Consider the following 24,429-nt stretch of genomic DNA (forward strand, 5'->3'; position numbering starts at 1 on the left):
GCTTACGACTCCTTAAGCTTGAATAGATTGAATAAATAAATCACGGAATGTACGACATTGTTCAGCAGTCAAAGCAAAAATACCTGTACCGCCTTTTTGGAACTGTAACCAGTAAAAATCAATCGTATTAAAATTCTGTTTCATTGCCCATTCTGAGTTACCTACTTCAATCACGATTAAACCGTCTTCAGTTAAATAATCAGCAGCTTGAGCCAACATTTTTCGAACTAAATCCAAACCATCTTGACCCGCAGCTAAAGCAAGTTCAGGTTCATGATGGAATTCATCTGGAAGATCAGCCATATCTTCGGCATCCACATACGGTGGATTTGAAACGATCAAATCATATTGATGTTCAGCTGGAATTTTGGCAAACAAATCTGACTCAAGCAAAGCCACCTGATATTGCTTATTGTGGTGCTCCGCATTAATAGAAGCCACTTCTAATGCTTCTTTAGAAATATCAGTTGCATCTACTTCTGAATCAGGGAATGCATATGCCAGCGCGATCGCAATACAACCTGAACCCGTACACATATCTAAGATACGCTGTGGTGTTTTTGGATTTGGGTTTTCAGGTAAATTATTCACGCCTGCACGCGTTTGTCCATTTTCATCTAAACAATAAGGTGCAAAACGGTTTTCGATCAATTCAGCAATTGGTGAACGAGGAATTAACACACGCTCATCAACATAGAATGGCTTACCAAAGAAATAAGAGAGGTTAAGTAAATAAGAGGTTGGAATTCTTTCATTTACACGACGTTCGAGTAGATTTAAAAACTCTGCTTTTTCACTTGGCAATAATTTTGAATCTAAAATTTCAGCATCCGCCTTCCATTCCAAAGAAAGCGTTTGTAAAACCAAGGCAGAACTTTCTGCGAAATAATCTTCTGTACCTTGACCCAAATGTGCATCGTATTGACGTAAAGCTGTAACCCCAAAACGAATAAAATCACGAATTGTTGATAGGTTTTCAGCAGCTTCCTGTAAATGTTCAGGGCTAATAGTCGGTCGATCCACTTAAGGTTTCTCCAAGGTCATATTTTTAAACGCCTTATGATACCTTGTTTTGCATGACATTTATAATGCTTTACGACAATTTACTTAGCAATTATTTTATAGCGCAATAAAGCACTATAAACGATAGCTTTGTTTCTCTAACATATTGGCTCTATTGACTGTTTGTTTGAGGGCACAATTGTAATACTTCATTTTATAATCATCAGAAACTGATTTATTCGACTCATCACACTGCTGATCTCGAAGTTTAAACCATTGTTTCTGATATTTCTTTTGAGCTTTCTGTTGCTTGTCTGTATACAGATCCAACGTCTGTTTAAATAATGATTTCAAACGATCATCTTGCTTACTCAACTCAGTTTTCATACAGCTGGCAAGTGTTGTCGAGCTTGAACCTGCCGAATTCATACAGTTTAAATAGTCTGAACTATAACCGATCGCCTGCGTATGCATCGGCAATAATACAACTAAACTGATACCCCAATACTTTAAATACATCCAATTCCCCTATCCCAAATCATTATTTTAATTCAAACACTTTTAATCAAAAGAACTAAGGCACTGATTAGCAACAATCCCCTATGCAAAAGAGTGTAAAAGATTTGAAACTAAATACAATCATTGCAGATAAATTATTGTTAAAACTTGATTTAAAGCAATCACCACTGTGAAAAATCTCGCCGGCTATTGACTGATTGATGTGACTACACCATTTTTTAATGAAATTAAGCCTAGTTCTGGATAATACCAAAGCTCGTCTTTACCTCTATTTGAGCTAAACGAACGTTTCTTTTCAGGAGCTCCCCAACGGGTCGTTTTAATCACTTGATCTCCAGACATTCCGACTTTCGGCTCACGTGTGGATTTCCATTGTTCATATTTTTGGCGATCAGTTAACGATTTTTGAGAGTAATTGATATTATTTTTAGCCACTGTACCAGCACAAGGTTTACCTTGATATACGGTATTTCCTTTATATACACAGGTATATTGTATATTTTTAAAACAAATCAATGTGCTTGGTTATAAAATATAAACTTATTTGTGGCAAAATTGCTGAGATTGAGCGCTTAACTTGAAATTGGGTCATTTCACCTTTATATATACAACAAGTTTTTAAATATTTATGAATTTAGTCAATTTATGAGCTACAAACATAATAACCTCATGGCAATGCGTCAGTCATGGTGGGATGATGAATCCACTCCAAATGTTAAAATTGAAAAGCAATTTTTTCAACAAACACTCACTGAACAAGGTGTTTACGAAGCGCCTTCTCTAGACGATGTAAAATATTTTTTCTTTAGCTTGCCCAGCATTATCATTGTTAAGGGCTATGCGCTTGGCTTTACCAATCAAAGTGTTAAAGATCTGATCATGAATTACATTGCTTCTAATAAGCAAGGTTTAATACTCCGGAAAGAGCTTAAAATCCAATTTAGAATGTAAATTTTAATATTGCTTAGGCTATTTTGATGGAATTAATTTAATTCCCCCATTCAGCGAATTGAACTGTTTAAATACAGTCATTCCATGTAATATTCCTTACAATTAGTCATCTTTTTATCTTTTCGAATCTCTTATAAAGGATTTTATCTTCATGTCAGATCAGAACGAAAAGCTCAAACAGTTAAAAACCTCATCAATGGATCGTCGCTTATCAATTGCAAAAGCATCGTTATTGGCAGGTACACGCTGGGCAGCTTCAAGTGCGAGTTCAATCTTTTCAAGTGAAGAAGAAAAAGAAAAAAAACGTAAACAAGCTATGAAAGAACAAGCCAATTACCTTGTTCAAGAAATTGGCAAGCTAAAAGGCTCAATTGTTAAAATCGGTCAAATGATGGCGCTTTATGGCGAGCATTTTTTACCTGAAGAAATTACTCAAGCATTAAACACCCTCAATAATCAAACAGTTGCCCTTGCATGGCCTGCGATTAAAGAGCAATTGGTCAGCCAATTGGGTTCAAAACTCAACGATCTCACCATTGATCATGAACCGATTGGTACGGCTTCGCTGGCTCAGGTTCACCGCGCAACACGTAAGTCAGATGGATTAGAGCTGGTTCTTAAAATCCAATATCCAGGTGTAGCTGATGCCATAGACTCAGATATGAGCCTATTTCGAAATATGCTTAAATTGACACGTATGGTGCCACAAACCCGTGAGTTCGATCAGTGGTTTGATGAAGTGCGTGAAATGATGCATCGTGAAGTTGATTATAAAGTTGAAGCGGCAACAACCCGTCGTTTTGGCCAGCGACTTAAAGAAGATCCACGTTATGGTGTGCCACAAATTATTGATGACTATTGTACCAATCAAGTCCTTTGTATGACCTTTGAACGTGGTGTACCCATCAACAGCCCTGTCATGCTGTCTTTACCACAAGAGCGACGTAATCTTTTAGGTGAAGCATCACTTGAAATCGCAGTTCGTGAATTGTTTGAGTGGGGCGAAATGCAAACCGACCCGAACTTTGGCAATTACCTTGTTCGCTTGGGCAATGGTGAAGAGATAAAAGATAAAATTATTTTGTTAGATTTTGGCGCTATACGTCAGTTCGATGACCAATTACTTCGCGTAGCTTGTAATTTAATCAAAGCGGGTTATAACCACGATGCTGAAGCAATGGTCAATGCGATGTCGGGCTATGAGTTCTTTGATGCAATGCCTTTAAGCATTAAACCCGATATGGCAAAAGTATTTTTATTAGCAACAGAAGCATTTAGTACACCTTTAAATAATCCAGATTTACCTGCTGGGGTGATGGATCAACATAACCGCTATGACTGGAAAAAAAGCCAGCTACATAGCCGTGTGATGCAACGTGCTTCAAAATCAATGGCTTCACGTTATTTCAGTATTCCACCAAAAGAATTTATGTTTATCAGTCGTAAATTTATTGGTGCTTATACATTTATGACGGTGATTGAAGCAAAGACCAATGTTCGTAAAATGATTGTACCTTTTGTTTAATCTTTTTAGTTTTCATACAGGCTAAACGAGATTGTAAAAGTTTTTAAAATGTCACTTTTACCAATACCCAACAAATGTTGGGTTTTTTTATTTAAAAATAAACAATAAAAATCAGAATATTAATAACAAATATATCATCTACTCAACCATTCATCTAAGGTCAATCACTTTGTCAGCTTTGACATAGTTTTTTATTTTTATGCATGTCAGGATTATTGTATACCGACACTAAAATACAGGGACTTCGGCATGACCAATATGGTAAATAAAGCTCAAGGTTTGGGTTTAAATCTAATTACAAAAATTGCAGGTAGTGATTTACTTGATCAGTTCAAGTTGCGTAAATTTATTGAAAGATCTCTTTATCAAGGTTCTAAAGCTGGTTTTAAAACCTTAAGTGCAACACAAAAAGCATTTAAATCAGATTCAAATGTAACTAAACAACGTCTACCCAATCAGCAAAAGTCCCTATTTGATCTGAGTTTGACTGAAGAGCAGCAAATGACGGTGGATGCCATGGATCAATTTGCTTCCGAAGTACTTTATCAATTGGCCCATCAAGCGGACCACGACGAAAAGTTTCCAGCTGAACTTTGGCAACACAGTACCGATTTAGGACTAAATTACTATGCGCTGCCTGAAGCTTTAGGTGGTGTCGCATCTGAAAAAAATATTGTGAGTAATATTTTAATTGCTGAACGCTTGGCTAAAGGTGATTTTTCACTTGCTGCAGGTCTGCTCTCTACTTTTAGTGTCATCAATGCAATCACGCAATGGGGTTCTGAAAAAGTTCAATCTGTTTATTTAGCAAATTTTGCCAATGATACTGATATTCAAGCCACTTTTGCAGTACAAGAAGCAACCCCTGCATTTAATCCCTTACGCTTAAAAACCAAAGCGACTGCCAACAATGGACAATTCAGCATTACTGGAGAAAAAACTTTAGTGCTGTTGGGTGCAACAGCAGATTTATTCCTTGTTAGTGCAGACTTTAAGGGTCAAGCGGACGTTTTCGTTGTAAAGCGAGATCCAAGTATTACAGTGAAAAAATCACCGGCAATGGGTTTAAAAGCAACTGAAACGGTAACTTTGAAGTTTGACAATACCCCTGCCCAACGTCTAGGTGACGACGATTTTAATTACCCTGCATTTTTAGATTTAGGCAATCTAATGTGGTGTGCAATGGCTGTTGGTAGCTGTGAAGCGGTTAAAGAATACAGCATCAAATATGCCAATGAACGTACTGCATTTGGTGAGCCTATTTCACACCGCCAAAGCGTGGCATTTATGATCGCAGATATGGCGATTGAAATTGATGCAATGCGTATGCTGATTTTAAATGCTGCCAGTCTTGCAGAAGCAGGACAACCCTTTCATAGAGAAGCGTATTTAGCCCGTCTACTTTGTGCAGAAAAATCCATGAAAATTGGTACAGATGGTGTGCAAATTTTAGGTGGACATGGTTTTACTAAGGAACATCCCGCTGAGCGTTGGTACCGCGACTTACGTGCAACAGCTGTTCTACATTCTGGCTTACACGCTTAACTTAGAAGATAAAGGATAAAAATCATGAATTTACAAAATCCAAAAAAATTCCAAATGCTTTTAGATCAAGCACACGAAACTGCATTAAATGTTTTACGCCCAATTTCTCGTAAATACGACAAAGCGGAACATGCCTATCCTAAAGAACTCGATATGCTGGCTTCTTTACTGGATGGTATGAACGACGGTGGTGATGGGCTCAATGCTGGCGCTGCAATTAATAAACGTGGCGATATCGACAGTAATAATAAAAATGGCACCAATATGTCGACTGCCTTGGGTGTAATCGAAATGTGTTATGGCGATACCGGCCTATTGCTGACCATGCCTCGTCAAGGGCTGGGCAATTCTGCGATTGCGGCAGTCGCCAATGATGAACAGCTTGAGCGTTTTAAGGGGACATGGGCTGCGATGGCCATTACTGAACCTGGTTGTGGTTCTGACTCTGCTGCGATTCGCACAACCGCAACCAAAGATGGTGATGACTACATTCTGAACGGTGAAAAAATATTTGTCACCTCTGGGGAACGTGCTGACTCAGTCGTGGTTTGGGCAACTTTAGATAAGAAATTGGGCCGTGCTGCAATTAAATCTTTTGTTGTGCCTAAAGGTACACCTGGCATGAAAGTTGAACGCCTTGAACATAAACTTGGTATTAAGGCATCGGATACAGCCGCAATCAGTTTTATTGACTGCCGTGTCTCTGGAGCAAATTTACTCGGTAATGCAGAAATTGATGTAGCCAAAGGTTTTGCGGGCGTGATGGAAACCTTTGATAATACCCGTCCACTTGTTGCTGCCATGGCTGTGGGCTGTGCCAAAGCATCGTTAGAACGTATTAAAGACATCTTTAAAGATGAACTAGATCCCGACTATGCAACTCCATATTTGCAAACATCCAATTTGGCTGCACAAATCTATCGGATGGAAGCAGAATGGGAAGCTGCACGCTTACTCACCATAAAAGCCACATGGATGGCAGATAACAAAAAACCAAACTCTCGCGAAGCTTCTATCGCTAAAGCTAAAGCTGGGCGTATTTGTAATGAAATTACTTTAAAATGTGTAGAGCTGGCTGCCAGTGTGGGTTATAACGAAGATGAATTGTTAGAAAAATGGGCGCGTGATTCAAAAATTCTAGATATTTTTGAGGGAACGCAACAGATTCAACAGCTGATTATTGCCCGTCGAGAATTGGGTAAATCTTCAAGTGAATTAAAATAGTGTTGCAGCAAAACCTGTAAATTTACATATTTATCACTATTCAAGTGCTAAAGTTTTGATCAGTTGAATTTTTAACTGATCACAAAAGGTAGAATTTTTGTTATAAAAATTCTACCTTTTTTATTTTCATTTACTTATGTACCAAATTAGAACGATACAAATACAAGATAATCCGTCGATCGCACAAGTTATTCGTGAAGTATCTAAAGAATTTGGCTTAGCACCTGAATCAGGCTTTGCTGTAGCCGACCCGATCTTGGATGATTTATATCAGGTATATGCTCAACCCAATGCCCAATATTGGATTATTGAGGATGCAAATGGTCGCGTTGTTGGTGGCGGAGGTCTTTCACCATTACAAGGTGATGCAACTGTTTTAGAGATTCAAAAGATGTATTTTTTGCCTGAACTTCGTGGTTTAGGATTTGCTAAGAAAATTTTAGAAAAGTGTTTTGAATTTGCACAACAACAAGGCTTTCAGTCTTGTTATTTAGAAACCACTCAAGATCTCTGGCAAGCCATTAAACTCTATGAGAAGTTAGGCTTTGAGCATTTATCACAACCTAAAGGTAATACTGGTCATAGTCATGTTTGTGAAGTTTGGATGCTTAAAACATTGCTTTAACGCGCAATAAGCTTGCTCAATTCACTTTGGTCGTATTTTCATTACTTTCAGGACATTACACAATGTTATTATGGTCTAAATCACTCGATATTTTGAGTGATATTTCAATACGACTTAAAAAAATGGATGATTGGCAAAACAGTCATTGAAATTGCTTAATGGTGATTTACAATGAAAAAGTTTAGATAATTTAATTTTTATGCGTAGAACATCATCATTTATGAGTATTGTGTGAAATTAAGGGAATGTATAAACAATGTTGTATTTGGAAGATTTAAATATTGGTGATCATTTTAAAAGTCGTGAGTACGAAATGACTTTAGATGAGGTTTTAGAGTTTGCACATAAGTATGATCCGCAAGTTTTCCATACTGATGCTGAAAAAGCCAAAGATCACCCGATTTTTAAAGGACTTGCTGCAAGTGGATGGCATACGTCTGCCGTCACCATGCGTCTTTGGACAGAATGCTTCCCTGTTGCTTATGGCTTAATTGGTTCAGAATCAAGTTTAAGATGGCCAAAACCCACGCGTGTGGGCGATAAAATACATGTTGATGTCGAAATTGTATCTATCCAGCCGTCTAAAACAAAAAATGATCGCGCAATTGTGACCTATGTAACACAAGCAAAAAATCAAGATGATGATGTATTGCTAATTTCAACCACTAAAATTGTGGTATTTAAACGCAATTTTGATGCACATTAATCCTAAATTTGTCTTACAATATTTAAGGGTTTTTCCATATCATGACAATATGATTAAACAAGTAAAAACAATGTTCAGAGCAATGGAAAGCACATGAAAACAGTCTCAGCTCGCCAAGATCAGGGAATTCCTGGTGTTTATGGACTATTATTATTAGATATTGTTTCTCGTTGGGGATATAGCGCAGAAACACTGTTCGCACCCTTTAATTTTACCAGCGAACAGTTAGCAGATCCTGAGTGTCGGATTCCGACACCACTTGCCAATGAATTGATTAAACACGCATTAAAACTTACAGGTGAAAGCACCTTAGGCTTTCATCTTGGTACACAAATGCGTATTTCAATCCATGGCTTTATTGGTTATGCCATCATGACAGCACACGATATTACCGATGCGCTTGTCTTAGCCAACCGCTTTATCCAGTTGCGTATGCCCTTTCTACAATTGTATTTTTCTACTTTTGGTGAAAAAGCCACACTTCAATTGCAATGTGATATCGAAATCGAACCTTTGCGCACAGAAATTGTGATGGGGCTAACCTTTGGTATTATGACCATGGCAAAAGCTTTGACTGGTATTGATTATTTGCATGGCGATATCGACTTTGATTTTCCCAAGCCTGATGGTTTTGACAAATACATCGAGAAACTGGCAAAGCAATACAATATGCATTTTGAACAGCCACATCTCATTGCAAGTTTTGACAAATCCTACTTGGGCTTAAAAATGGTCAATGCTGACCCGATTGCCAGTCAAATTGCGATTAATCAATGTGAAGCAGAACTTTCAGCTTTGGGTGAAAGACGCCGCTTGGCGATGCGTGTACGTGATATCTTGACTCATTCGGAACAGCATTATTTAAGTATTGAAAATGTCGCAGATCGTCTGCATATGTCAGACCGTACATTAAAGCGTCAGTTGGCTGCCGAAGGTACTTCTTTCTCTACACTGGTAGATGAAGTACGTTATCGCCATGCCACATCGTTACTTTCCCGTACTGACTATACACTGGAACAAATTGCAGATGAACTCGGTTATAGTGATGTTGCAAACTTTAGTCGTGCATTTAAACGCTGGAGCGGTCGTAGCCCAAGTAGTTGGCGCAAAGACCCATACTTATAATGTGATTTATCACGATTATTTGTTTCGATGAATAAGTTTATCAGTATCTCTGCTTTCTGTTTTGATTAAAAAACCTGTATAACTCGTGCCAAAAATAAATTGATTAATGGAGTCATTATGAATCATCCTTCAGATTTGAAATATGCAGCAACACATGAATGGGTAAAAATTGAAGGTGATCTTGTGATTACTGGTATTTCTGACCATGCTCAAGATGCTTTAGGCGACTTAGTCTACGTTGAAGCGCCTGAAGTAGGTAGCCATGTGGTTGCTGGCGCTCAGGCTGGTGTAGTTGAATCCGTTAAAACAGCGTCTGATATTCATGCACCTGTTTCTGGTGAAGTTGTGGAAGTGAATACCACCCTTGAAGATGATCCTGATTTTGTGAATGACGACCCCTATGGCAAAGGCTGGATTTATAAGATTAAACCAGACAATATTGCAGATGTTGAAAAGCTGCTCAGCAATAGCGAATATGAAGCTGGGCTTTAAGTTTTAAAATCCTAATGCTTAAACACAAAAAGATCAGATGAGTCTGATCTTTTTGTTTATGTCATTAAATAAACTATATCACGCCGTCTGCAACAAATCCTGTTTCGAAAGCTGCTCTGCAACATCCAACAACAATTGCTCCGTCTTATTCCAACCCAAACAACCGTCTGTAACAGATTGACCATAAGTCATATCACAAGAGATTTTTTGATTACCATCCACCAAATGACTTTCTAGCATTACACCACGTACTTGGGTTACATGTCTTTCTTCAATAATTTGCTGTAAAACCAACGGTTGCTTTAAAGGATCTTTACTGCTGTTACCGTGACTACAATCAATCAGCAATGCGGGTAATTTCCCTTGATGCTGCTGGCGGATCTGTTGGATCGATTCTGCATCATAGTTTGTGCCCTTATTTGAACCACGTAAAATGATGTGTGCTAAAGGATTACCATGACTATGGACAATACAAGGCAATCCCTTTTGACCCATGGCAAGAAACTGATGAGGATGACTTGCAGATTGAATTGCATCTAAAGCAATTTGAATCGAGCCATCTGTACCATTTTTAAAGCCAATACTGAAAGGCATATGACTTGAAATTTCACGATGAATTTGTGATTCACTGGTCCGTGCACCAATTGCACCCCAAGCCAATAAATCATCAAAATATGCAGTTGCCATAGGACTTAAAATTTCGCTGGCGATCGGCAAGCCTTTTTCAATAATTTGTAAATACAATTGACGTGATTTTTCTAAACCCAATTGCATATTGGCAGATCCATCTAAATTTGGATCGTATAAAAACCCTTTCCAGCCCACTGTTGTACGTGGCTTTTCAATATATGCACGCATCACTAGAAAGATCTGATCTGACACTTTTTCTTGTAATTGTATTAAGCGATCTGCGTATTCCAATGCGGATTTTTCATCATGAATAGAACATGGGCCAGTAATCACCAATAAACGGTCATCGGTACCATCGAGGATATTTTCAATTGTTTGGCGTTGCTCGGCGATTTGTAAAGCGAGCTTATGTTTTAATGCAAATTTTTCTTTTAACTCATAAGGCAAACTGAGCTGAGTTTCTATGGTTTGATTTTGTTGTAAAGCAATATTTAGTACATTCATGATGTATTCCTTTGGACTCTCTAAAGTCCGAACTTTTATTTGAGCGTATGGGATCTATTCAAATGGGCGATCAGGTTTTTCACTTGACCAAAGTAAGTCCAATAAAAGTTGCTAAAGTATACGTAGTTAAATTTCATCATGACATTCTCCAAAATCTTTACACTTAATTGATTCAAAATATTTTTAACATTCAGATATAAAAAAACCTGATCGGTGTTGCCGATCAGGTATTAACTTTGATGGGCAACCAATTCATTGCCCGAACGACTTCAGGCAATTATCTAAAGAATTGCCAGAAATAATAAGAAGTAGCGATTACAGGTTGCTTTTTCATCTTTATGTCGTTCATAAAAATCTATATTGAATTTACAATACCTGTAGTCTGTAGACTTTTCAAGCCCTTTTTTAAAGTTTTTCTATATTTTATGTATGGAATAAAAATGATTGAGTTAAGGCACAATTTAACCCAATCATTGTTGTTAATCCAAAGCCCATCACTGCAACATTTCTTGCACTTGTTCAGCACAAATTGCTTGGCTAAATAAGAAACCTTGGCCAAATTTACAGCCCACGGCTCTTAAATTTTCAAGCTGCTGAATCGTTTCAATCCCTTCTGCAATAATATCTAAAGAAAGGATTGGACCTAATTTTGCAATCCCTTCCACGATCGCTTTAATTGACTTTTCTTCATGCATACGATTTACAAAGTTATAGTCAATTTTTAAACTATCTACAGGGTAATCACGAATATGCGTCATCGATGAATGCCCAGTTCCAAAGTCATCTAAGGCAATCCGCACGCCTTCTTGTTTAAGTTTTTTTAACGCGCGAATGACGTATTCATAGCCACGATCAGCCAAAACATGTTCAGTAATTTCGACTTCAACAAGATGATGTGGAATGGCATACTGGGTTAAGCGCTTTAATAAAATTTCGGCATAATTATCCCGCATAAACTCTACAGGTGAAGCATTGATTGAAATCGGTACAACGTTAAAGCCTTGCTTGATCCAATGAGAAATATCTGTAAATATTTTATCGTGCATGGTTTCACTGATTTTGGTCGCTAACTCAAAATCATTAAATGCTTCAGCAACAGTCGCAGGTAAATAAACATTGCCCTCTACATCTCGCCATCTGAGTAATGCTTCAAAACCAATAATTGAGCAATCATCCAGTTTCACTTTAGGTTGGTAAAATGGTTCAATTTGATTGTTACGGATAATTTGGCGCGCTGTATTTAATTGCTTGGCTTTACTTTGGGCAATTTCAAACATGTCTACACCAAACATACGAATACCACCACGACCCCGTTCTTTAAGGTCATTTAAAGCAGCATCTGCACATTTCAACAATCCTGAGCCATCTTTGGCATCGTGCGGATAAATTGAACCGCCGATACTCATACCACCATTCAACAATTTACCGCTATAAGTAATAGGCGCATCGAGTTGTTGTAATAATTTTTTAGAAACAGCCTCAATCTGTGCATGACTTTCCACATGGTCAATCACCACCGCAAACTCATCACCCCCGAGTCTTGAGATATAGGCATTTTCATCTAAACAATGCGCAAGACGTTTAGATAAAACCTTAAGTAAATGATCACCAGCAGAATGACCCAATGTGTCATTAATATGTTTAAAATGATCTAAATCAATCAATAATAATCCAATTTTGCTTCGATTTTCTCTGGCTTTAGAGATTGATGCCTTTAGCCTTCTTTTAAATGCACGACGATTCATCAAACTCGTCATTTCATCAAATTCACAGATCACTCTGAGTTTTTCTTCGGCAATACGTTGTTTGGTTATATCTCGTGAAACACATAAAATACTGGTGGTTTGACCATTTTCATTGACAACTGGGGTTAAGATATTGTCCCAATACATGGTTAGATTTCCAAAGACACTTTTACCTGCAAATCTAGCATTTTTCCCTTTTGCCGCTTCTTTAATGGCTTTTTTACCCTGCTCACGAACTTCTGGTGGCAATAGTCCGAGCCATTCCATACCAAAAGTTTTTACTTTTTCTTGTCCAAGCAGTGCAATACAGCCAGATTTATTCATATGTGACACATAACCATCTGGTGTAATAATTTTGATACAGTCGACACTTACATCAAGCATGTCTGTATTGGCTTTTAACGACTCGCTGGTTTCGCGTAATAACGTTGCACGATCATGGATATTGGTACAGGTTATGGTCCAATCATAAAACTGTTGTTTATAAACCGTACTTTGAGCAATCAGTAAAAACCATTGATAATCGCCGTTCACATGGCGAATACGACATTCTTTTTCAAAACGTTGACCAGTTTTTTGCGCGGTTATCCAAATATTATAGATATGTTCTGCATCATCAGGATGTAAGCATTTGATCCAATCGGAATCACAAATATTATGTGTATCTACACCAATAAATTCTTTTAATGGGGTATTACAATAGCCAATCCCCAATTTTGTCACCCAAATAAGGTGTGGTATTAGATCTAAAGCTTCTTTGACTTCATTCAAAATTTGTGCAGATCGAGAAGTTATAGGCTTTGGAAATGAACCCACCTGATTCAAACTCGAATGCAAAGGTAAATAAATGCCTGCCATAAATTAATCCTATCTATCAACACAAAAATTAAGATAAACCATCGTTCAAACTTATATGTATTTTAAATAACCACAGATTCTTGTTTAACCCAAGTGTCGAGTCGTTATTTTTTTAAAAAAACCATGTGATATAAGTCACACTTTAACCAATAAGTTTAAATTGTATACAATAACGTTTATAAAATCTATTCTTTTAAGTTCTCAAGTATGTTTCAAATTTATGACAAACCTATGTTTGTTTAAATTATCCTTAAATATCAACTTGATAAATAAATTTTATCTTTTGTAATATCAGCAACCCTGCTCCCTCTTTTGGTTTTTTTAGAGAAACTCAATTCCCTCATCGAGTTCTGCACTTATTTATAATAATCTTAACAATATTCATAAAAAAATCAATCATTGCGTAATTTTCAAGCATATTAAAGAAAATTATTTTAAAAAACTAAATAAACAATCATGATTATTAAATCTAAAAATTATTGAATAAAAATTCAAATCATTATCATTTAATAAATATATTTTAATTTAAACAATTTACCTAAAATAATTTAAAGGTAATTTTAAATAACGAACACCATTCGTTTCAGGCTCAGGAAATTTACCAGCATTCATATTGATTTGAATGGCTGGAAGGATTAGTTTTGGCATAGACAATGTAGCATCACGTTGTTCTCGCAGAGCAATAAAGGCTTGTTTAGTCACTCCTGTATGGATGTGGATGTTTTCTTTACGTTGGGTATTGATGTCTGTTTGACAATGAAAATCTTGGCGTGATTCTGACAGGTAATCATGGCATAAATACAGCCGAGTATGCTCGGGTAAGTTAAAAATTTTCATTACAGAATCATAAAGTTGTGCCGCACTACCCTTTGGAAAATCACAACGCGCTGTGCCATAATCAGGCATAAACAAAGTATCACCAACAAAGGCTGCATCACCAATCACATAGGTCAAACAAGCGGGAGTATGACCAGGTGTAGGGAGATTATATGCCTCTAACTCGCCAATTTTAAAAATTTCATGATCTTTAAATAAATAATCAAATGAATGCTGTGCTTTTAAAGCCTCATAATCAAGATGATAAATTTGACTAAAAATATCTTGAACAGTCACAATTTTTTCACTCATGGCGATTTGACCGCCTAACTGTGCTTTTAAATATTGCGAAGCTGTTAAATGATCTGCATGTACATGTGTTTCAAGAATCCACTGCACTGTAAGATGATGCGTTTGAATATACTGAATAATATGGTCTGCATGTGTTGTCGATGTTGTTGCAGATGCCGCATCATAATCCAATACACTGTCAATAATGGCACAATATTGAGTAGCAGGATCAACCGCTACATAACTAAAGGTATTACTGGCTTCATCAAAAAAATCTTGTACAAATGGATTCATAAAAAATTATGCTCCTGTCACTTTGCGATGAATCAATACGCCAAACAGCATGGCAACAATAAAATATAGTGCTTGATAATGACCTAAACCAATCAATGTAAATGCTGGTGCTGGACAAATTCCAGCAATTCCCCAACCTATACCAAAAATGAAAGCGCCTGCAACTAACTTTGTATCGAGTTGGATATTTTTTGGTAATTCGATCACTTCATTAAACACAGTCACAGGATTACGTATCGCTTTTTGAAAAGGAATAAATGCAACTACAATTGCGCCGATCATCACAAAAGCCAGACTTGGATCCCACTGCCCGAATATATCTAAGAAACCGATGACTTTTGCTGGATTCGACATCCCCGAAAGCATTAAACCTACAGAAAATAGCCCGCCAAAGATGAATGCAAAGATATTTTTCATGATTAAGCTCCAATCATATGGCGCATCACAGACACAGTGATAAATCCAGCCAGCATAAAGGTACAAGTCGCAACAATTGAGCGTTTAGACAAACGACTTATCCCACAAATTCCATGACCACTGGTACAGCCTGATCCTAATCGTGTACCAAAGCCAACCAATAGACCTGCGATGACAAGTAAAATTGGGCTTGTCGTTAGCATCACAATTTCAGGATTAAAAATCTGTCCATAGATAAATGGTGTGCTGAATAAGCCCAATAAAAACCACAAAGCAGGTGTTTTAAAAATTCTGTGTGGATTGAGGACTTGTGCAATTAGACCACTTACCCCAGCAACACGACCATTTACAAATAAGTAGCCAACTACAGCCAGCCCAAGTAGAACTCCACCCAAAAAGGCGAGTATAAAATCATGCATTGCTTTAAACCCATACAATATATGTTTTTATAATATATAATTATTTAAATTAATCAACCTCATCTTCAGATAATGATATATAGAAATATGCAAATCAAAGGCATAACTGCAAATATAATACCTATATGCTTTGCTAGAGAATTGCACAGCTTATTTTTTAGTTTTGATTTAAATCACTAAATGGCTTTAATCATATTTATGAATAATAATCAAAAACTTATAATTTATTTTAATTTTTAATGCTTTGCCAATAGACTTCTTTCATCAGTCCTTTTTAAAACGATAAATCAACATAAAATCCCCTTCATGCTAGCCTTACTCCAAAGTAAGAAGGAACTTTCAATACCAATATATTTAACTCAACATGATCTTTTTTTGCTTTATAAAACAGATCTAATCATCAGATTAATTAAATTCATTCAATACTTTGTCTACAAACCATTTAGGGAAATACTCTACAACAGGATTTAGTTTTAGCACTTCAGCCTTTTCGATCTCTGCAATAAAAGCTGCTTTTTCACCGTGACTTGAATTATCAAAAATATATGCACGATCTGAAGCTTCAATTGCCAGCATCAATAAATCTAAACTGCGATAATAGCGCTCACAGATTTTCTGCACAGGTACAGCATGGCCACCTGTAGCGACCCGATATTGCACACGTCCAATATTAATTTTTGGGTCAACAGTTGCCACATAGTACAGATACGTTTTGAAGCCTTGTTTCTGTGCTTCACGTAGAAACTCAACTTTGCTGATATGCGACATAACAGTTTCAAAAGTGAAACTTATTTTTAACCTTAAAAATTCCATCCGAATAAAATCGATAATGCGTGCGCAAAGATAGGAGTCGATTTCATCTCGGTCAAATACAATGAGTCCATCAACAATTTGTGGTTTTAACGATAATAGCGGAACAACTTGCTCATTCTTTTTACGCTTTTTTTGTTTTAAAAATTTGAGTAGCGCTACGTTTGATAAATCATGATGATAATCATCTAAGCACAAACTTTGAGTCGCAGATAATTGTTTCTCAAGCTCATCTGCATTTAAATATGCCCCAATCTGATGGGGCGCTAAATAGTCTTTAATTGTGCTTTTACCTGATCCATTTGGACCAGCAAACATTCTTATTCTCGGCTGTCGCATATAAAGTTATGCCATCACCTCTTGTTTCTTTTTACGTTTTAACACACTGTGTTTAAGCTTGGGAACCACATAGGCAGAAGATAAATCTTCAACAACTTTGATCACACCATTGTGTTGTTGTACCAGCTGTTGATCTTTTACATAAGTGATTGTAGCGTTTGACTGACTTGCATGATTAAATGCCGCACTAAACGCATTTATAGCAAGCACTGGAATTGTTGCTTCCTCACGTAATGTCGTCTTCATTGCTGTAAATGTCGTCATGTCAAATATCCTCAGCTTGATTTTTAGCTGTAGTTACATCTTAACATATCACTTATTTTTGTCTATTTATTCAACTGTAAGCAGAGGAAATCTATTTCTGTAGAAAGTTAAAACAGAATGTGAAGATATATTCACAAAATTGATTTAGAAATTCATCAAAAAACATATGCTAAAAGCCATACGACAAGCCCTGACACAGTTATACTGTGCTAAATAATGGATGGAATCTACCGATGTCTAGTGATCTTGAAATTGATGTAATGCGTGAATCAGCTGCATCAGTCGTGACTATTTTAAAATCTTTAGCCAATACAGATCGCTTACTAATTTTATGCCATCTTGCTCAAGAAGAGTTAAATGTTTCGCAAATAGAAGAAAAAACTCAGATTAATCAACCGACGCTTTCTCAACAATTGATGATGTTACGTAAAAGTGATGTTGTTTCAACACGTCGTGATGGGAAGCAAATTTATTATTCTATTAAAGATCAAAAACTGATGGTGGTATTAACAACCTTATATGATTTGTATTGCCCACAGGTTTAATACACATCTTAGCATCTAGATAAATTTAAAATAAAAACAAACAATTCATTATATAAGTTAGCTGTCGCTATTTTTCTTAGCATTTTTTCTGCATAATATATATGAAAATATGCTAATGAAGTTCCAATGGCTGCCCCAAAAGTTCAACTCAGTAAAATACTCCCTGCATGGCAATGGCTGCAAGACTATAATGTCCCTAAATTTAGGGCTGATCTACTTGCTGCTTTAATCGTCATTGCAATGCTTGTACCACAAGGTATGGCTTATGCCATGGTTGCTGGGTTGCCTCCAGTGACAGGCTTATATGCCAGTATTTTACCCATGATCATCTATGCCATTGTTGGTGGCAGCCCAACACTTTCTATTGGTCCTGTTGCGCTGATTTCCATGATGACCTTTGCTACGCTTGAACCGCTCTATGAGGTGGGTTCACCTGTATATATTCAAGCCGCATGTTTATTGGCACTTCTCGTTGGCATACTTTCAAGTTTACTGGGAATTTTTAGATTCGGCTTTTTAATCCGTTTAATCAGCCATCCTGTGATTAAGAGTTTTATCATCGCATCCGCAGTATTGATTGCACTCAGCCAAGTTAAGTTTATGCTCGATGTACCCTTAAAATCTGGCAATATTATCGAGTTTATTCAAAGCCTATGGCTATACATTAGCTTTACCAGTATTGAGACTTTGATTTTTGGTGTCTGTGCCATTCTGTTTTTGATTTACATCCCGGTTTTTTTTAAATCTAAGTTATGCCAATCTTTTGCACATTCTCTTCAATTCTGGGTGAAAGCACTGCCCTTGGTTCTGGTGTTTATTTCGATTGGGTTAATACATTTCCTGCATATAGACCAATTTGGTATCAAAACCGTAGGTGAGATTCCTCCGGGATTTCCACCAATTGCCATGCCTTACTGGCGTTGGGATTTAGTGATCCAGCTTTTACCCGGTGCAGCCATGATTACCATGGTGAGTTTTGTTGAATCTATTTCTATTGCACAGACCACAGCATTTCAACAACGTAGTGAGCTCAATAGTAATCAAGAGCTGATTGCACTGGGTTTAGCCAACTTTAGTGCAGGTGTCACGTCAGCATTTCCTGTGACTGGCAGTTTATCACGTACAGTGGTCAATGCAGATGCAGGCGCAAAAACGCCTATGGCTGGTGTTTTATCTTCAATTTTTATCGTGATTGTGAGTTTATATTTTACCGGTTTATTTAAACAACTTCCTTTGGCGATTCTCGCTGTCACCATTATGGTATCCATTTGGAAATTGGTTGATTTTAAACCCTTCATCGAAACATGGCGTTATTCCAAAGCGGATGGGATTGCGATGTGGGTTACATTCTTTGGGGTGTTGTGTATCGATATTTCAACAGGTTTGATTATTGGTATTGTTTCTACATTTTTATTGCTGTTATGGCGTATTAGCCGTCCGCATATTGCCGTCATTGGCTTAGTTGAAGGCACGCAACATTTTCGTAATATTTCAAGACATGATGTTTTGACGAGTACCAATATTGTGTCTATTCGTATTGATGAAAATCTAAGTTTTTTAAATGCCAATACTTTAAAAGAATTTATCATTTTAGAAGTCAGCAAACATCCAGAGCTACATCATGTGGTGATCAATTGCTCAAGTATTAGTAATATAGATGCAAGTGCTTTAGAAACTTTGGAAGAAATCAACAGCGATTTAAATAAATTAAAAATTCAAATGCATCTCACGGAAGTCAAAGGTCCAGTCATGGATCGTTTAAAACAGTCCAATTTAATTCGGCAGCTCAGTGGAAATATTTATTTAACGCATTACCAAGCCATGCATCAATTGGATGCCCAAACTTTTAGTTAAATAATCGTTTAAATTATCAACATTTTTTATTATGATTGATGAAAAAGCTATATATTTTTTAATATCTTAATTTTTATGGCGAAATTGTATTATTTAAGTTTTCGCTTTTAGGTATAGAATACGCGGCTTGTTCATCGATTTTAGACCAGTTTAGGCATAAAGGTTCAACATGTTTGCTGTCCTAGCACGTTTAAGTTTAGTTACTCGTATTCTTATTGCCATTATTCTTGGTTTTATAGTTGCGTATCTATTCCCCAATTCAGCCCAATATTTCATTATTTTAGGCGAGCTTTTTATTAAAGCATTAAAATCCATTGCACCAATTCTTGTATTTGTCTTGGTTCTCTCATCTATTGCTAACTTTAAAGTTGGTGAAGGCGCGAGCAACTTAAAACCAATTCTTGGATTATATGCAATTGGAATGTTACTGGCTGCTATTAGTGCAATTACGATAAGCACAATGTTTCCAAGTACTTTGGTTTTTGCACATGCAAGCGAAGTGACTTTACAGCCACCGGGTAGCGTAGCAGAAGTATTAAAAAATCTACTCCTCAGTTTTATTACCAATCCAATAACAGCCTTACATGAAGCGAATTTCATTGGCATTTTAGCTTGGGCTGTAGGCTTAGGTGCAGCACTTCGTCACGGTTCAGAAACCACTCAACAAGTGATTACAGATGTTGCGGATGCAATTAATGCCATCATTCGTGTAGTGATTGCATTTGCTCCTGTAGGGATCTTTGGCTTAGTTGTTGCTACATTTGCACAAGCAGGTTTAGAAACCTTAAAAAACTACGCCCAGTTAATTGCTGTACTTATTGGTACTATGCTTTTTGTAGCCCTCGTCATCAATCCATTGATTGTTGGTTTTGTGATGCGTAAAAACCCATATCCATTGGTTTTAAAATGCTTAAGAGAAAGTGGAATCACTGCATTCTTTACCCGTAGTTCTGCGGCAAATATTCCAGTAAACCTAGACTTGGCAAAACGCTTAGGGGTAAATGACACCACTGCTAACGTTGCAATCCCATTAGGTGCAACAATTAACATGGCAGGTGCAGCGGTAACAATTACCGTACTCACCCTTGCTGCTGTGCATACACTTGGTATTCAAGTTGATATCGTCACTATGGTGATCTTATCTGTGGTTTCTGTGGTAACAGCTTGTGGTGCGTCTGGTGTTGCTGGTGGTTCTCTGTTGTTAATTCCTGTGGCTTGTGGTTTATTTGGTATTCCTTCAGAAATCTCAATGCAAGTGATTGCAATTGGTATGGTGATTAGTGTGCTTCAAGACTCAACAGAAACAGCATTGAATTCCTCGACTGATGTCTTATTTACAGCAGCAGTTGATCTTTCTAAAAAGTAATATACAAGGTATATGAATAAAAAGAAGGAATTATGCCTCTACAGTATTTGCCCGTTTGGATTCAACTAGGTGCATTTATGCTTGCAGTCAATGCAGGCATAATTAATGTGCTTGGTTTGATTACCGTCCTTCATCAATCCATCTCTCATATGACGGGCAATGCCAGTTTATTTGCGCAAGCATTGATTCATCAACAATATGATCATGTACTTTACCTTTTCTTAGTCATGCTCAACTATGTGATTGGATCAAGTTATAGTGGCTTTATTTTAGGCAATAGCAATTTTAAACTGGGTCGTAGATATGGTGTTCCACTCAGCCTTGTGAGTGTGTTTATTTTGCTTTGCTGGTTATTTATTCCTTATTATCCAAAATATGCTTTACTCTGGGCAAGTACCGCAATGGGAATGCAAAATGCCATGGTCAGCCACTATAAAGGCACAATTATCCGCACTACACATCTTTCAGGGGTTTTAACCGATCTTGGTTTGGCTTTAGGCTATCTTTTTCGGGGACTCGGTATTGAAAAGCGCCGTGTCACATTACATTTTTTGATTCTTTGCGGATTTATTCTGGGTGGGCTGATTGCCAGTATCGTGTATCCTTATTTACAATTAAATTCATTCCTTATCCCTGCTGGATTAAGTTTAATACTCAGCTTAACGTATTGGTTTATTTATTTTCGGCATGGTTCGAAACACATTTAATGGTTGGTTATTGTTATGGTCAAAAACGCATTGCAAGCACAGTTACTCAAAGCTGGCTTAGTGGATAATAAAAAAGCAAAGAAATTGTCAAAGCAGGCACAGCATGAGCAACGTACAGGTCAGAGTAATGAAGCTGAGCTTAAAGCTAAAATTGAACAAGACAAACAAGAGAAAATCAGTAAAGACCAAGCGCTGAATCAAGAGAAACAACGCATTTTAGATGAAAAAGCCTTAAAAGCTTCAATTATCCAAATGATTGGTCAACATAAAATCACAGATACAGATGGCGATGCGGTCTATCAGTTTATCGATGGTTCGGTTAAGAAAATCTATATCAATCAGCAAGTTTATAATGCCCTAGTTTCAGGCAGTTTGGTGATCGCACATGACAATAATGATGCTTACGCAATTTTACCCAAAGCTTTGGGTGAACGTATCAATGAAAAAATGACTGGATTTATTATTGTCAATAATTCTGAGAAGAATGAACAAGTGACAGATGAGGAAGATCCTTATGCTGCTTATGTTATTCCAGATGACTTGATGTGGTAATCCTCTGTTCTATTTTTCAGTTTATATTTTTAGAAATTTCATCAGCCTAATGCTTCACTCATTAGGCTTTTTTTTGATTTAAATAAAATAAATTCAGCATTAAATTTTTTTTATCCATGCCCTTTTCCTCAAAATTTCTACATAATTGTGCGCTAATCTTACGCGAAATTACATAAATGGAACGATGCAACATGCACCGTACAAAACTTTACTGGGGTACATTGAGTACTTTAAGCCTTGCTATATTCGCCATCACCTCTGCAAGCCTTGCAAATGATGAAACGACAGCTACAAATAAAACTACTGAAGCGACTCAACTTAAACAAAATGAATCACCAAAACAATTAAAAACCTTAGTTTTTGCAGCGGAACAAACGCCTGCTAAAGATCCTGATATCAGTGCGGTCGCTAAAACCATTGTGACACGTGAAGAAATGCTGCAATTCGGCGATCAATCGATCAATGATGCTTTAAGACGTGCAGCAGGTTTTCAAATGCCAACACCAGGACAAGGACCACGTGGATCAAGCGGTTCTGGCAGCATGCGTTTTCGTGGTGGTGGCGCACCAGTATTTTTGATTAATGGTGAAGCTGTGCAAGGCGGACCACGCGGTGGTATGTCTATTGTTGACTCGATTACACCTGAAATGATTGAACGAATTGAAATCACCAAACAACCTAATGTAGCTCAAGCCTCAGTTGCATCTTCTGCAGTGATCAATATCATTTTAAAAGAACCCTTAGACGATGCTCGAATCAGTGGCAATGTGAAATTGGGATATGGCATCACCCAATCGGATCAAAAAGAAGAACAGCGTAAAAATATCAGTGTACAAGCAGATGGGCGTGATGGTGCATGGATTTATAGTGTTTCAGCCAATCAAATGTGGAATGACAGTAAATCAAGCACAGAAATTGAAAATATAAATGGTACACGCCAACAAATACGCAGTACCAATCGTACAAATACCATGTTTGCACCACGTATTGAATATCAAATTGATGATCAACAAAAACTGGTTTCAGAAATTTTTTATCGTAAGAATGAAAGTGATGGCTCTAGCAGTAATCAAGTTCAAAATGATCAGAATGACAGTATTCGCTTAAATACTCGTTATGAGCGTAAAGATAAAGGAGACTCAGACAAAGTCCGCTTATCTATTGAAAAACAAAATGAAACTGAATCCACTCGTTCCAATCAATACAGTTCTTATATTGATGAAACTGTGAATGAATACGGCTTAGCTTATGATGGGGTACGCAAGTTTGATGAAAGCAAACAAGTAAAATTTGGACTTGATGCGCGTGCCAATGCGCTAGAAAGCAATATTGCTGACACATTAGACGAGCAACGTTATGCACTTTATTTAGAAAGCAGTTGGAAGTTTACAAAACACCAAACCCTTACCTTGGGTGCACGTCAGGAATGGTTAGAGCGTTCAGGTTTGGTTGAATATAGTGATCAAAACCTCAGCCCTGTACTTGCACATCGTTTTGACTTTAGCGATCAATGGTCTTTGCAAACCAATATTAGTCGCGCCTTTAAAAGTCCAAATAGTAACAATCTCATGCCGACTGTTTCCATTTCAACAGATGCTGATGCAGGCTCTATCAATAACCCAGACCGTGGTGGTAATCCCAATCTTCGACCTGAAAAGATCACCGCACTGGAAACGACTTTGGGCTATAACACTACTGCAGGTGGCGTAAATATTACGGCTTTTCATCGAAATATTGATGACTATATCGAAAAAGTGATTCGTCAAGAAGGCACACGCTTTGTTGAACGTCCCTATAACCAAGATCAAGCAACAACCTATGGTGTCGAAGTTTCTGGTCGCTATGCCTTAAAACAAACTGATAATGGTCATTCATTTATGCTGAATGGACAATTATCGACAGTACGCGCCAAAATCGAAGACTCAGACCACAATACACGTTTAGCCAGCGATGTTGCCCCTTATACAGCAAGTACAGGCGTTTCATACAATTACCAGCCTTGGCAATTGGCAAGCAGTATTAATCTAAGCTACACGCCAGAATTTACCCGCGCTTTAGACAATCTCCCCTATGATCGTACAAGCAACAAACGTGTAAATGTTGATATTAGTGCGACAAAACGCTTCCCTAAAGGCTGGGCAACAACACTGAGTGCTCGTAATATTTTGAGTACAGATTATAAAGAGCGCTTAAATAATCAAAGTGATGGTGCTTTATATGAAGCTCGGGTCAATGATGCTATTCCAAGTTTCTTGTTCAGTGTAGAGAAAAAATTCTAATCTTGATTAGTTTATATATATAAAT

24 protein-coding genes are annotated in these 24,429 nt (G+C 37.2%); 14 read left to right on the plus strand and 10 right to left on the minus strand.

The window, feature by feature from the left end; translation table 11 throughout:
• Nucleotides 1-12: 12 nt before the first annotated feature.
• The 3 genes from prmB to GJV03_RS13175 form a co-directional block, all read right to left on the minus strand.
• Complete coding sequence (gene prmB, locus GJV03_RS13165) at nucleotides 13-1,023, minus strand: 50S ribosomal protein L3 N(5)-glutamine methyltransferase (protein ID WP_354666858.1); 1,011 nt, start codon at nucleotides 1,021-1,023, stop codon at nucleotides 13-15.
• A gap of 114 nt (nucleotides 1,024-1,137) precedes the next feature.
• Complete coding sequence (locus GJV03_RS13170) at nucleotides 1,138-1,521, minus strand: lysozyme inhibitor LprI family protein (RefSeq protein ID WP_154130254.1); 384 nt, start codon at nucleotides 1,519-1,521, stop codon at nucleotides 1,138-1,140.
• A 186-nt stretch (nucleotides 1,522-1,707) separates the two neighbouring features.
• Nucleotides 1,708-1,956: a hypothetical protein gene (locus GJV03_RS13175; protein WP_252720708.1), complete on the minus strand. Its 249-nt coding sequence runs from the start codon at nucleotides 1,954-1,956 to the stop codon at nucleotides 1,708-1,710.
• Between the two features lie 210 nt (nucleotides 1,957-2,166).
• Between GJV03_RS13175 and GJV03_RS13180 the strand changes: the two genes are divergently transcribed.
• The 8 genes from GJV03_RS13180 (at nucleotide 2,167) to gcvH (ending at nucleotide 9,714) form a co-directional block, all read left to right on the plus strand.
• On the plus strand, nucleotides 2,167-2,472 hold the full coding sequence (locus GJV03_RS13180) for a hypothetical protein (protein ID WP_154130255.1): 306 nt from the start codon (nucleotides 2,167-2,169) through the stop codon (nucleotides 2,470-2,472).
• Between the two features lie 151 nt (nucleotides 2,473-2,623).
• Nucleotides 2,624-3,997 carry an AarF/ABC1/UbiB kinase family protein gene (locus GJV03_RS13185; protein ID WP_004720267.1) on the plus strand — a complete coding sequence of 458 codons (1,374 nt, stop codon included), beginning with the start codon at nucleotides 2,624-2,626 and terminating at the stop codon, nucleotides 3,995-3,997.
• A gap of 258 nt (nucleotides 3,998-4,255) precedes the next feature.
• Entirely contained in the window at nucleotides 4,256-5,542 is a 1,287-nt protein-coding gene (locus GJV03_RS13190; protein ID WP_171252521.1) for an acyl-CoA dehydrogenase family protein, read from the plus strand.
• A gap of 24 nt (nucleotides 5,543-5,566) precedes the next feature.
• Nucleotides 5,567-6,766, plus strand: coding sequence for an acyl-CoA dehydrogenase family protein (locus tag GJV03_RS13195; protein WP_154130256.1), 1,200 nt, complete (start codon nucleotides 5,567-5,569; stop codon nucleotides 6,764-6,766).
• Nucleotides 6,767-6,902: 136 nt separating this feature from the next.
• A complete protein-coding gene (locus GJV03_RS13200; RefSeq protein ID WP_096734191.1) occupies nucleotides 6,903-7,391 on the plus strand; it encodes a GNAT family N-acetyltransferase in 489 nt (162 codons plus the stop codon).
• A gap of 256 nt (nucleotides 7,392-7,647) precedes the next feature.
• Nucleotides 7,648-8,097: a MaoC family dehydratase gene (locus GJV03_RS13205; protein ID WP_004720258.1), complete on the plus strand. Its 450-nt coding sequence runs from the start codon at nucleotides 7,648-7,650 to the stop codon at nucleotides 8,095-8,097.
• A gap of 93 nt (nucleotides 8,098-8,190) precedes the next feature.
• On the plus strand, nucleotides 8,191-9,222 hold the full coding sequence (locus GJV03_RS13210) for an AraC family transcriptional regulator (RefSeq protein ID WP_154130257.1): 1,032 nt from the start codon (nucleotides 8,191-8,193) through the stop codon (nucleotides 9,220-9,222).
• Nucleotides 9,223-9,339: 117 nt separating this feature from the next.
• Nucleotides 9,340-9,714, plus strand: a complete 375-nt coding sequence (gcvH, locus tag GJV03_RS13215; RefSeq protein ID WP_154130258.1) for a glycine cleavage system protein GcvH — start codon at nucleotides 9,340-9,342, stop codon at nucleotides 9,712-9,714.
• Between the two features lie 78 nt (nucleotides 9,715-9,792).
• On the opposite strand, the gene GJV03_RS13220 is transcribed toward gcvH, so the two are convergent.
• The 7 genes from GJV03_RS13220 to GJV03_RS13250 all read right to left on the minus strand — a co-directional run bounded on the left by GJV03_RS13220 (nucleotide 9,793) and on the right by GJV03_RS13250 (nucleotide 17,101).
• Entirely contained in the window at nucleotides 9,793-10,848 is a 1,056-nt protein-coding gene (locus GJV03_RS13220) for a 3-deoxy-7-phosphoheptulonate synthase (RefSeq protein ID WP_154130259.1), read from the minus strand.
• Between the two features lie 494 nt (nucleotides 10,849-11,342).
• Nucleotides 11,343-13,451 carry a bifunctional diguanylate cyclase/phosphodiesterase gene (locus GJV03_RS13225; RefSeq protein WP_154130260.1) on the minus strand — a complete coding sequence of 703 codons (2,109 nt, stop codon included), beginning with the start codon at nucleotides 13,449-13,451 and terminating at the stop codon, nucleotides 11,343-11,345.
• Nucleotides 13,452-13,985: 534 nt separating this feature from the next.
• Nucleotides 13,986-14,852 (minus strand): MBL fold metallo-hydrolase, encoded by an 867-nt coding sequence (locus tag GJV03_RS13230; protein WP_154130261.1) that lies wholly within the window; start codon nucleotides 14,850-14,852, stop codon nucleotides 13,986-13,988.
• Between the two features lie 6 nt (nucleotides 14,853-14,858).
• The gene (locus GJV03_RS13235) at nucleotides 14,859-15,269 is read right to left on the minus strand and encodes a DUF6691 family protein (RefSeq protein ID WP_154130262.1); all 411 of its coding nucleotides are present in this window, start codon (nucleotides 15,267-15,269) and stop codon (nucleotides 14,859-14,861) included.
• A 2-nt stretch (nucleotides 15,270-15,271) separates the two neighbouring features.
• Complete coding sequence (locus GJV03_RS13240) at nucleotides 15,272-15,688, minus strand: YeeE/YedE family protein (RefSeq protein ID WP_154130263.1); 417 nt, start codon at nucleotides 15,686-15,688, stop codon at nucleotides 15,272-15,274.
• Nucleotides 15,689-16,093: 405 nt separating this feature from the next.
• Nucleotides 16,094-16,837 carry a hypothetical protein gene (locus tag GJV03_RS13245; protein ID WP_056511384.1) on the minus strand — a complete coding sequence of 248 codons (744 nt, stop codon included), beginning with the start codon at nucleotides 16,835-16,837 and terminating at the stop codon, nucleotides 16,094-16,096.
• A 6-nt stretch (nucleotides 16,838-16,843) separates the two neighbouring features.
• Nucleotides 16,844-17,101: a hypothetical protein gene (locus tag GJV03_RS13250; protein WP_056511387.1), complete on the minus strand. Its 258-nt coding sequence runs from the start codon at nucleotides 17,099-17,101 to the stop codon at nucleotides 16,844-16,846.
• Nucleotides 17,102-17,334: 233 nt separating this feature from the next.
• Here GJV03_RS13250 and GJV03_RS13255 point away from each other — a divergent pair, with 233 nt between their 5' ends.
• From GJV03_RS13255 to GJV03_RS13280, 6 genes are all read left to right on the plus strand, one after another.
• A complete protein-coding gene (locus GJV03_RS13255) occupies nucleotides 17,335-17,646 on the plus strand; it encodes a metalloregulator ArsR/SmtB family transcription factor (protein WP_154130264.1) in 312 nt (103 codons plus the stop codon).
• Between the two features lie 126 nt (nucleotides 17,647-17,772).
• Complete coding sequence (gene sulP / locus GJV03_RS13260) at nucleotides 17,773-19,500, plus strand: sulfate permease (RefSeq protein WP_154130265.1); 1,728 nt, start codon at nucleotides 17,773-17,775, stop codon at nucleotides 19,498-19,500.
• 169 nt (nucleotides 19,501-19,669) lie between these two features.
• A complete protein-coding gene (sstT, locus tag GJV03_RS13265; RefSeq protein WP_154130266.1) occupies nucleotides 19,670-20,866 on the plus strand; it encodes a serine/threonine transporter SstT in 1,197 nt (398 codons plus the stop codon).
• Between the two features lie 32 nt (nucleotides 20,867-20,898).
• Complete coding sequence (locus tag GJV03_RS13270; protein WP_154130267.1) at nucleotides 20,899-21,573, plus strand: YoaK family protein; 675 nt, start codon at nucleotides 20,899-20,901, stop codon at nucleotides 21,571-21,573.
• A 15-nt stretch (nucleotides 21,574-21,588) separates the two neighbouring features.
• The gene (locus GJV03_RS13275; RefSeq protein WP_004821753.1) at nucleotides 21,589-22,125 is read left to right on the plus strand and encodes a DUF2058 domain-containing protein; all 537 of its coding nucleotides are present in this window, start codon (nucleotides 21,589-21,591) and stop codon (nucleotides 22,123-22,125) included.
• 191 nt (nucleotides 22,126-22,316) lie between these two features.
• Nucleotides 22,317-24,404 carry a TonB-dependent receptor gene (locus GJV03_RS13280; RefSeq protein ID WP_154130268.1) on the plus strand — a complete coding sequence of 696 codons (2,088 nt, stop codon included), beginning with the start codon at nucleotides 22,317-22,319 and terminating at the stop codon, nucleotides 24,402-24,404.
• The last annotated feature ends 25 nt before the right edge of the window (nucleotides 24,405-24,429 follow it).

The organism is Acinetobacter sp. RIT698 (assembly GCF_009668065.1).
GTDB lineage: Bacteria > Pseudomonadota > Gammaproteobacteria > Pseudomonadales > Moraxellaceae > Acinetobacter > Acinetobacter guillouiae.

Excerpts from the sequence above, each read along its gene's own strand:
- GJV03_RS13185 (WP_004720267.1), top strand. The coding sequence starts at position 2,624 with ATGTCAGATCAGAACGAAAAGCTCAAACAGTTAAAAACCTCATCAATG.
- GJV03_RS13225 (WP_154130260.1), bottom strand. The coding sequence starts at position 13,451 with ATGGCAGGCATTTATTTACCTTTGCATTCGAGTTTGAATCAGGTGGGT.
- GJV03_RS13220 (WP_154130259.1), bottom strand. The coding sequence starts at position 10,848 with ATGAATGTACTAAATATTGCTTTACAACAAAATCAAACCATAGAAACT.
- GJV03_RS13235 (WP_154130262.1), bottom strand. The coding sequence starts at position 15,269 with ATGAAAAATATCTTTGCATTCATCTTTGGCGGGCTATTTTCTGTAGGT.
- GJV03_RS13240 (WP_154130263.1), bottom strand. The coding sequence starts at position 15,688 with ATGCATGATTTTATACTCGCCTTTTTGGGTGGAGTTCTACTTGGGCTG.
- GJV03_RS13255 (WP_154130264.1), top strand. The coding sequence starts at position 17,335 with ATGTCTAGTGATCTTGAAATTGATGTAATGCGTGAATCAGCTGCATCA.
- GJV03_RS13250 (WP_056511387.1), bottom strand. The coding sequence starts at position 17,101 with ATGACGACATTTACAGCAATGAAGACGACATTACGTGAGGAAGCAACA.
- sstT (WP_154130266.1), top strand. The coding sequence starts at position 19,670 with ATGTTTGCTGTCCTAGCACGTTTAAGTTTAGTTACTCGTATTCTTATT.
- GJV03_RS13270 (WP_154130267.1), top strand. The coding sequence starts at position 20,899 with ATGCCTCTACAGTATTTGCCCGTTTGGATTCAACTAGGTGCATTTATG.
- sulP (WP_154130265.1), top strand. The coding sequence starts at position 17,773 with ATGGCTGCCCCAAAAGTTCAACTCAGTAAAATACTCCCTGCATGGCAA.
- GJV03_RS13280 (WP_154130268.1), top strand. The coding sequence starts at position 22,317 with ATGCACCGTACAAAACTTTACTGGGGTACATTGAGTACTTTAAGCCTT.
- GJV03_RS13275 (WP_004821753.1), top strand. The coding sequence starts at position 21,589 with ATGGTCAAAAACGCATTGCAAGCACAGTTACTCAAAGCTGGCTTAGTG.
- gcvH (WP_154130258.1), top strand. The coding sequence starts at position 9,340 with ATGAATCATCCTTCAGATTTGAAATATGCAGCAACACATGAATGGGTA.
- GJV03_RS13200 (WP_096734191.1), top strand. The coding sequence starts at position 6,903 with ATGTACCAAATTAGAACGATACAAATACAAGATAATCCGTCGATCGCA.
- GJV03_RS13230 (WP_154130261.1), bottom strand. The coding sequence starts at position 14,852 with ATGAATCCATTTGTACAAGATTTTTTTGATGAAGCCAGTAATACCTTT.
- GJV03_RS13210 (WP_154130257.1), top strand. The coding sequence starts at position 8,191 with ATGAAAACAGTCTCAGCTCGCCAAGATCAGGGAATTCCTGGTGTTTAT.
- GJV03_RS13190 (WP_171252521.1), top strand. The coding sequence starts at position 4,256 with ATGGTAAATAAAGCTCAAGGTTTGGGTTTAAATCTAATTACAAAAATT.
- GJV03_RS13180 (WP_154130255.1), top strand. The coding sequence starts at position 2,167 with ATGAGCTACAAACATAATAACCTCATGGCAATGCGTCAGTCATGGTGG.
- GJV03_RS13170 (WP_154130254.1), bottom strand. The coding sequence starts at position 1,521 with ATGTATTTAAAGTATTGGGGTATCAGTTTAGTTGTATTATTGCCGATG.
- GJV03_RS13195 (WP_154130256.1), top strand. The coding sequence starts at position 5,567 with ATGAATTTACAAAATCCAAAAAAATTCCAAATGCTTTTAGATCAAGCA.
- GJV03_RS13205 (WP_004720258.1), top strand. The coding sequence starts at position 7,648 with ATGTTGTATTTGGAAGATTTAAATATTGGTGATCATTTTAAAAGTCGT.
- GJV03_RS13245 (WP_056511384.1), bottom strand. The coding sequence starts at position 16,837 with ATGCGACAGCCGAGAATAAGAATGTTTGCTGGTCCAAATGGATCAGGT.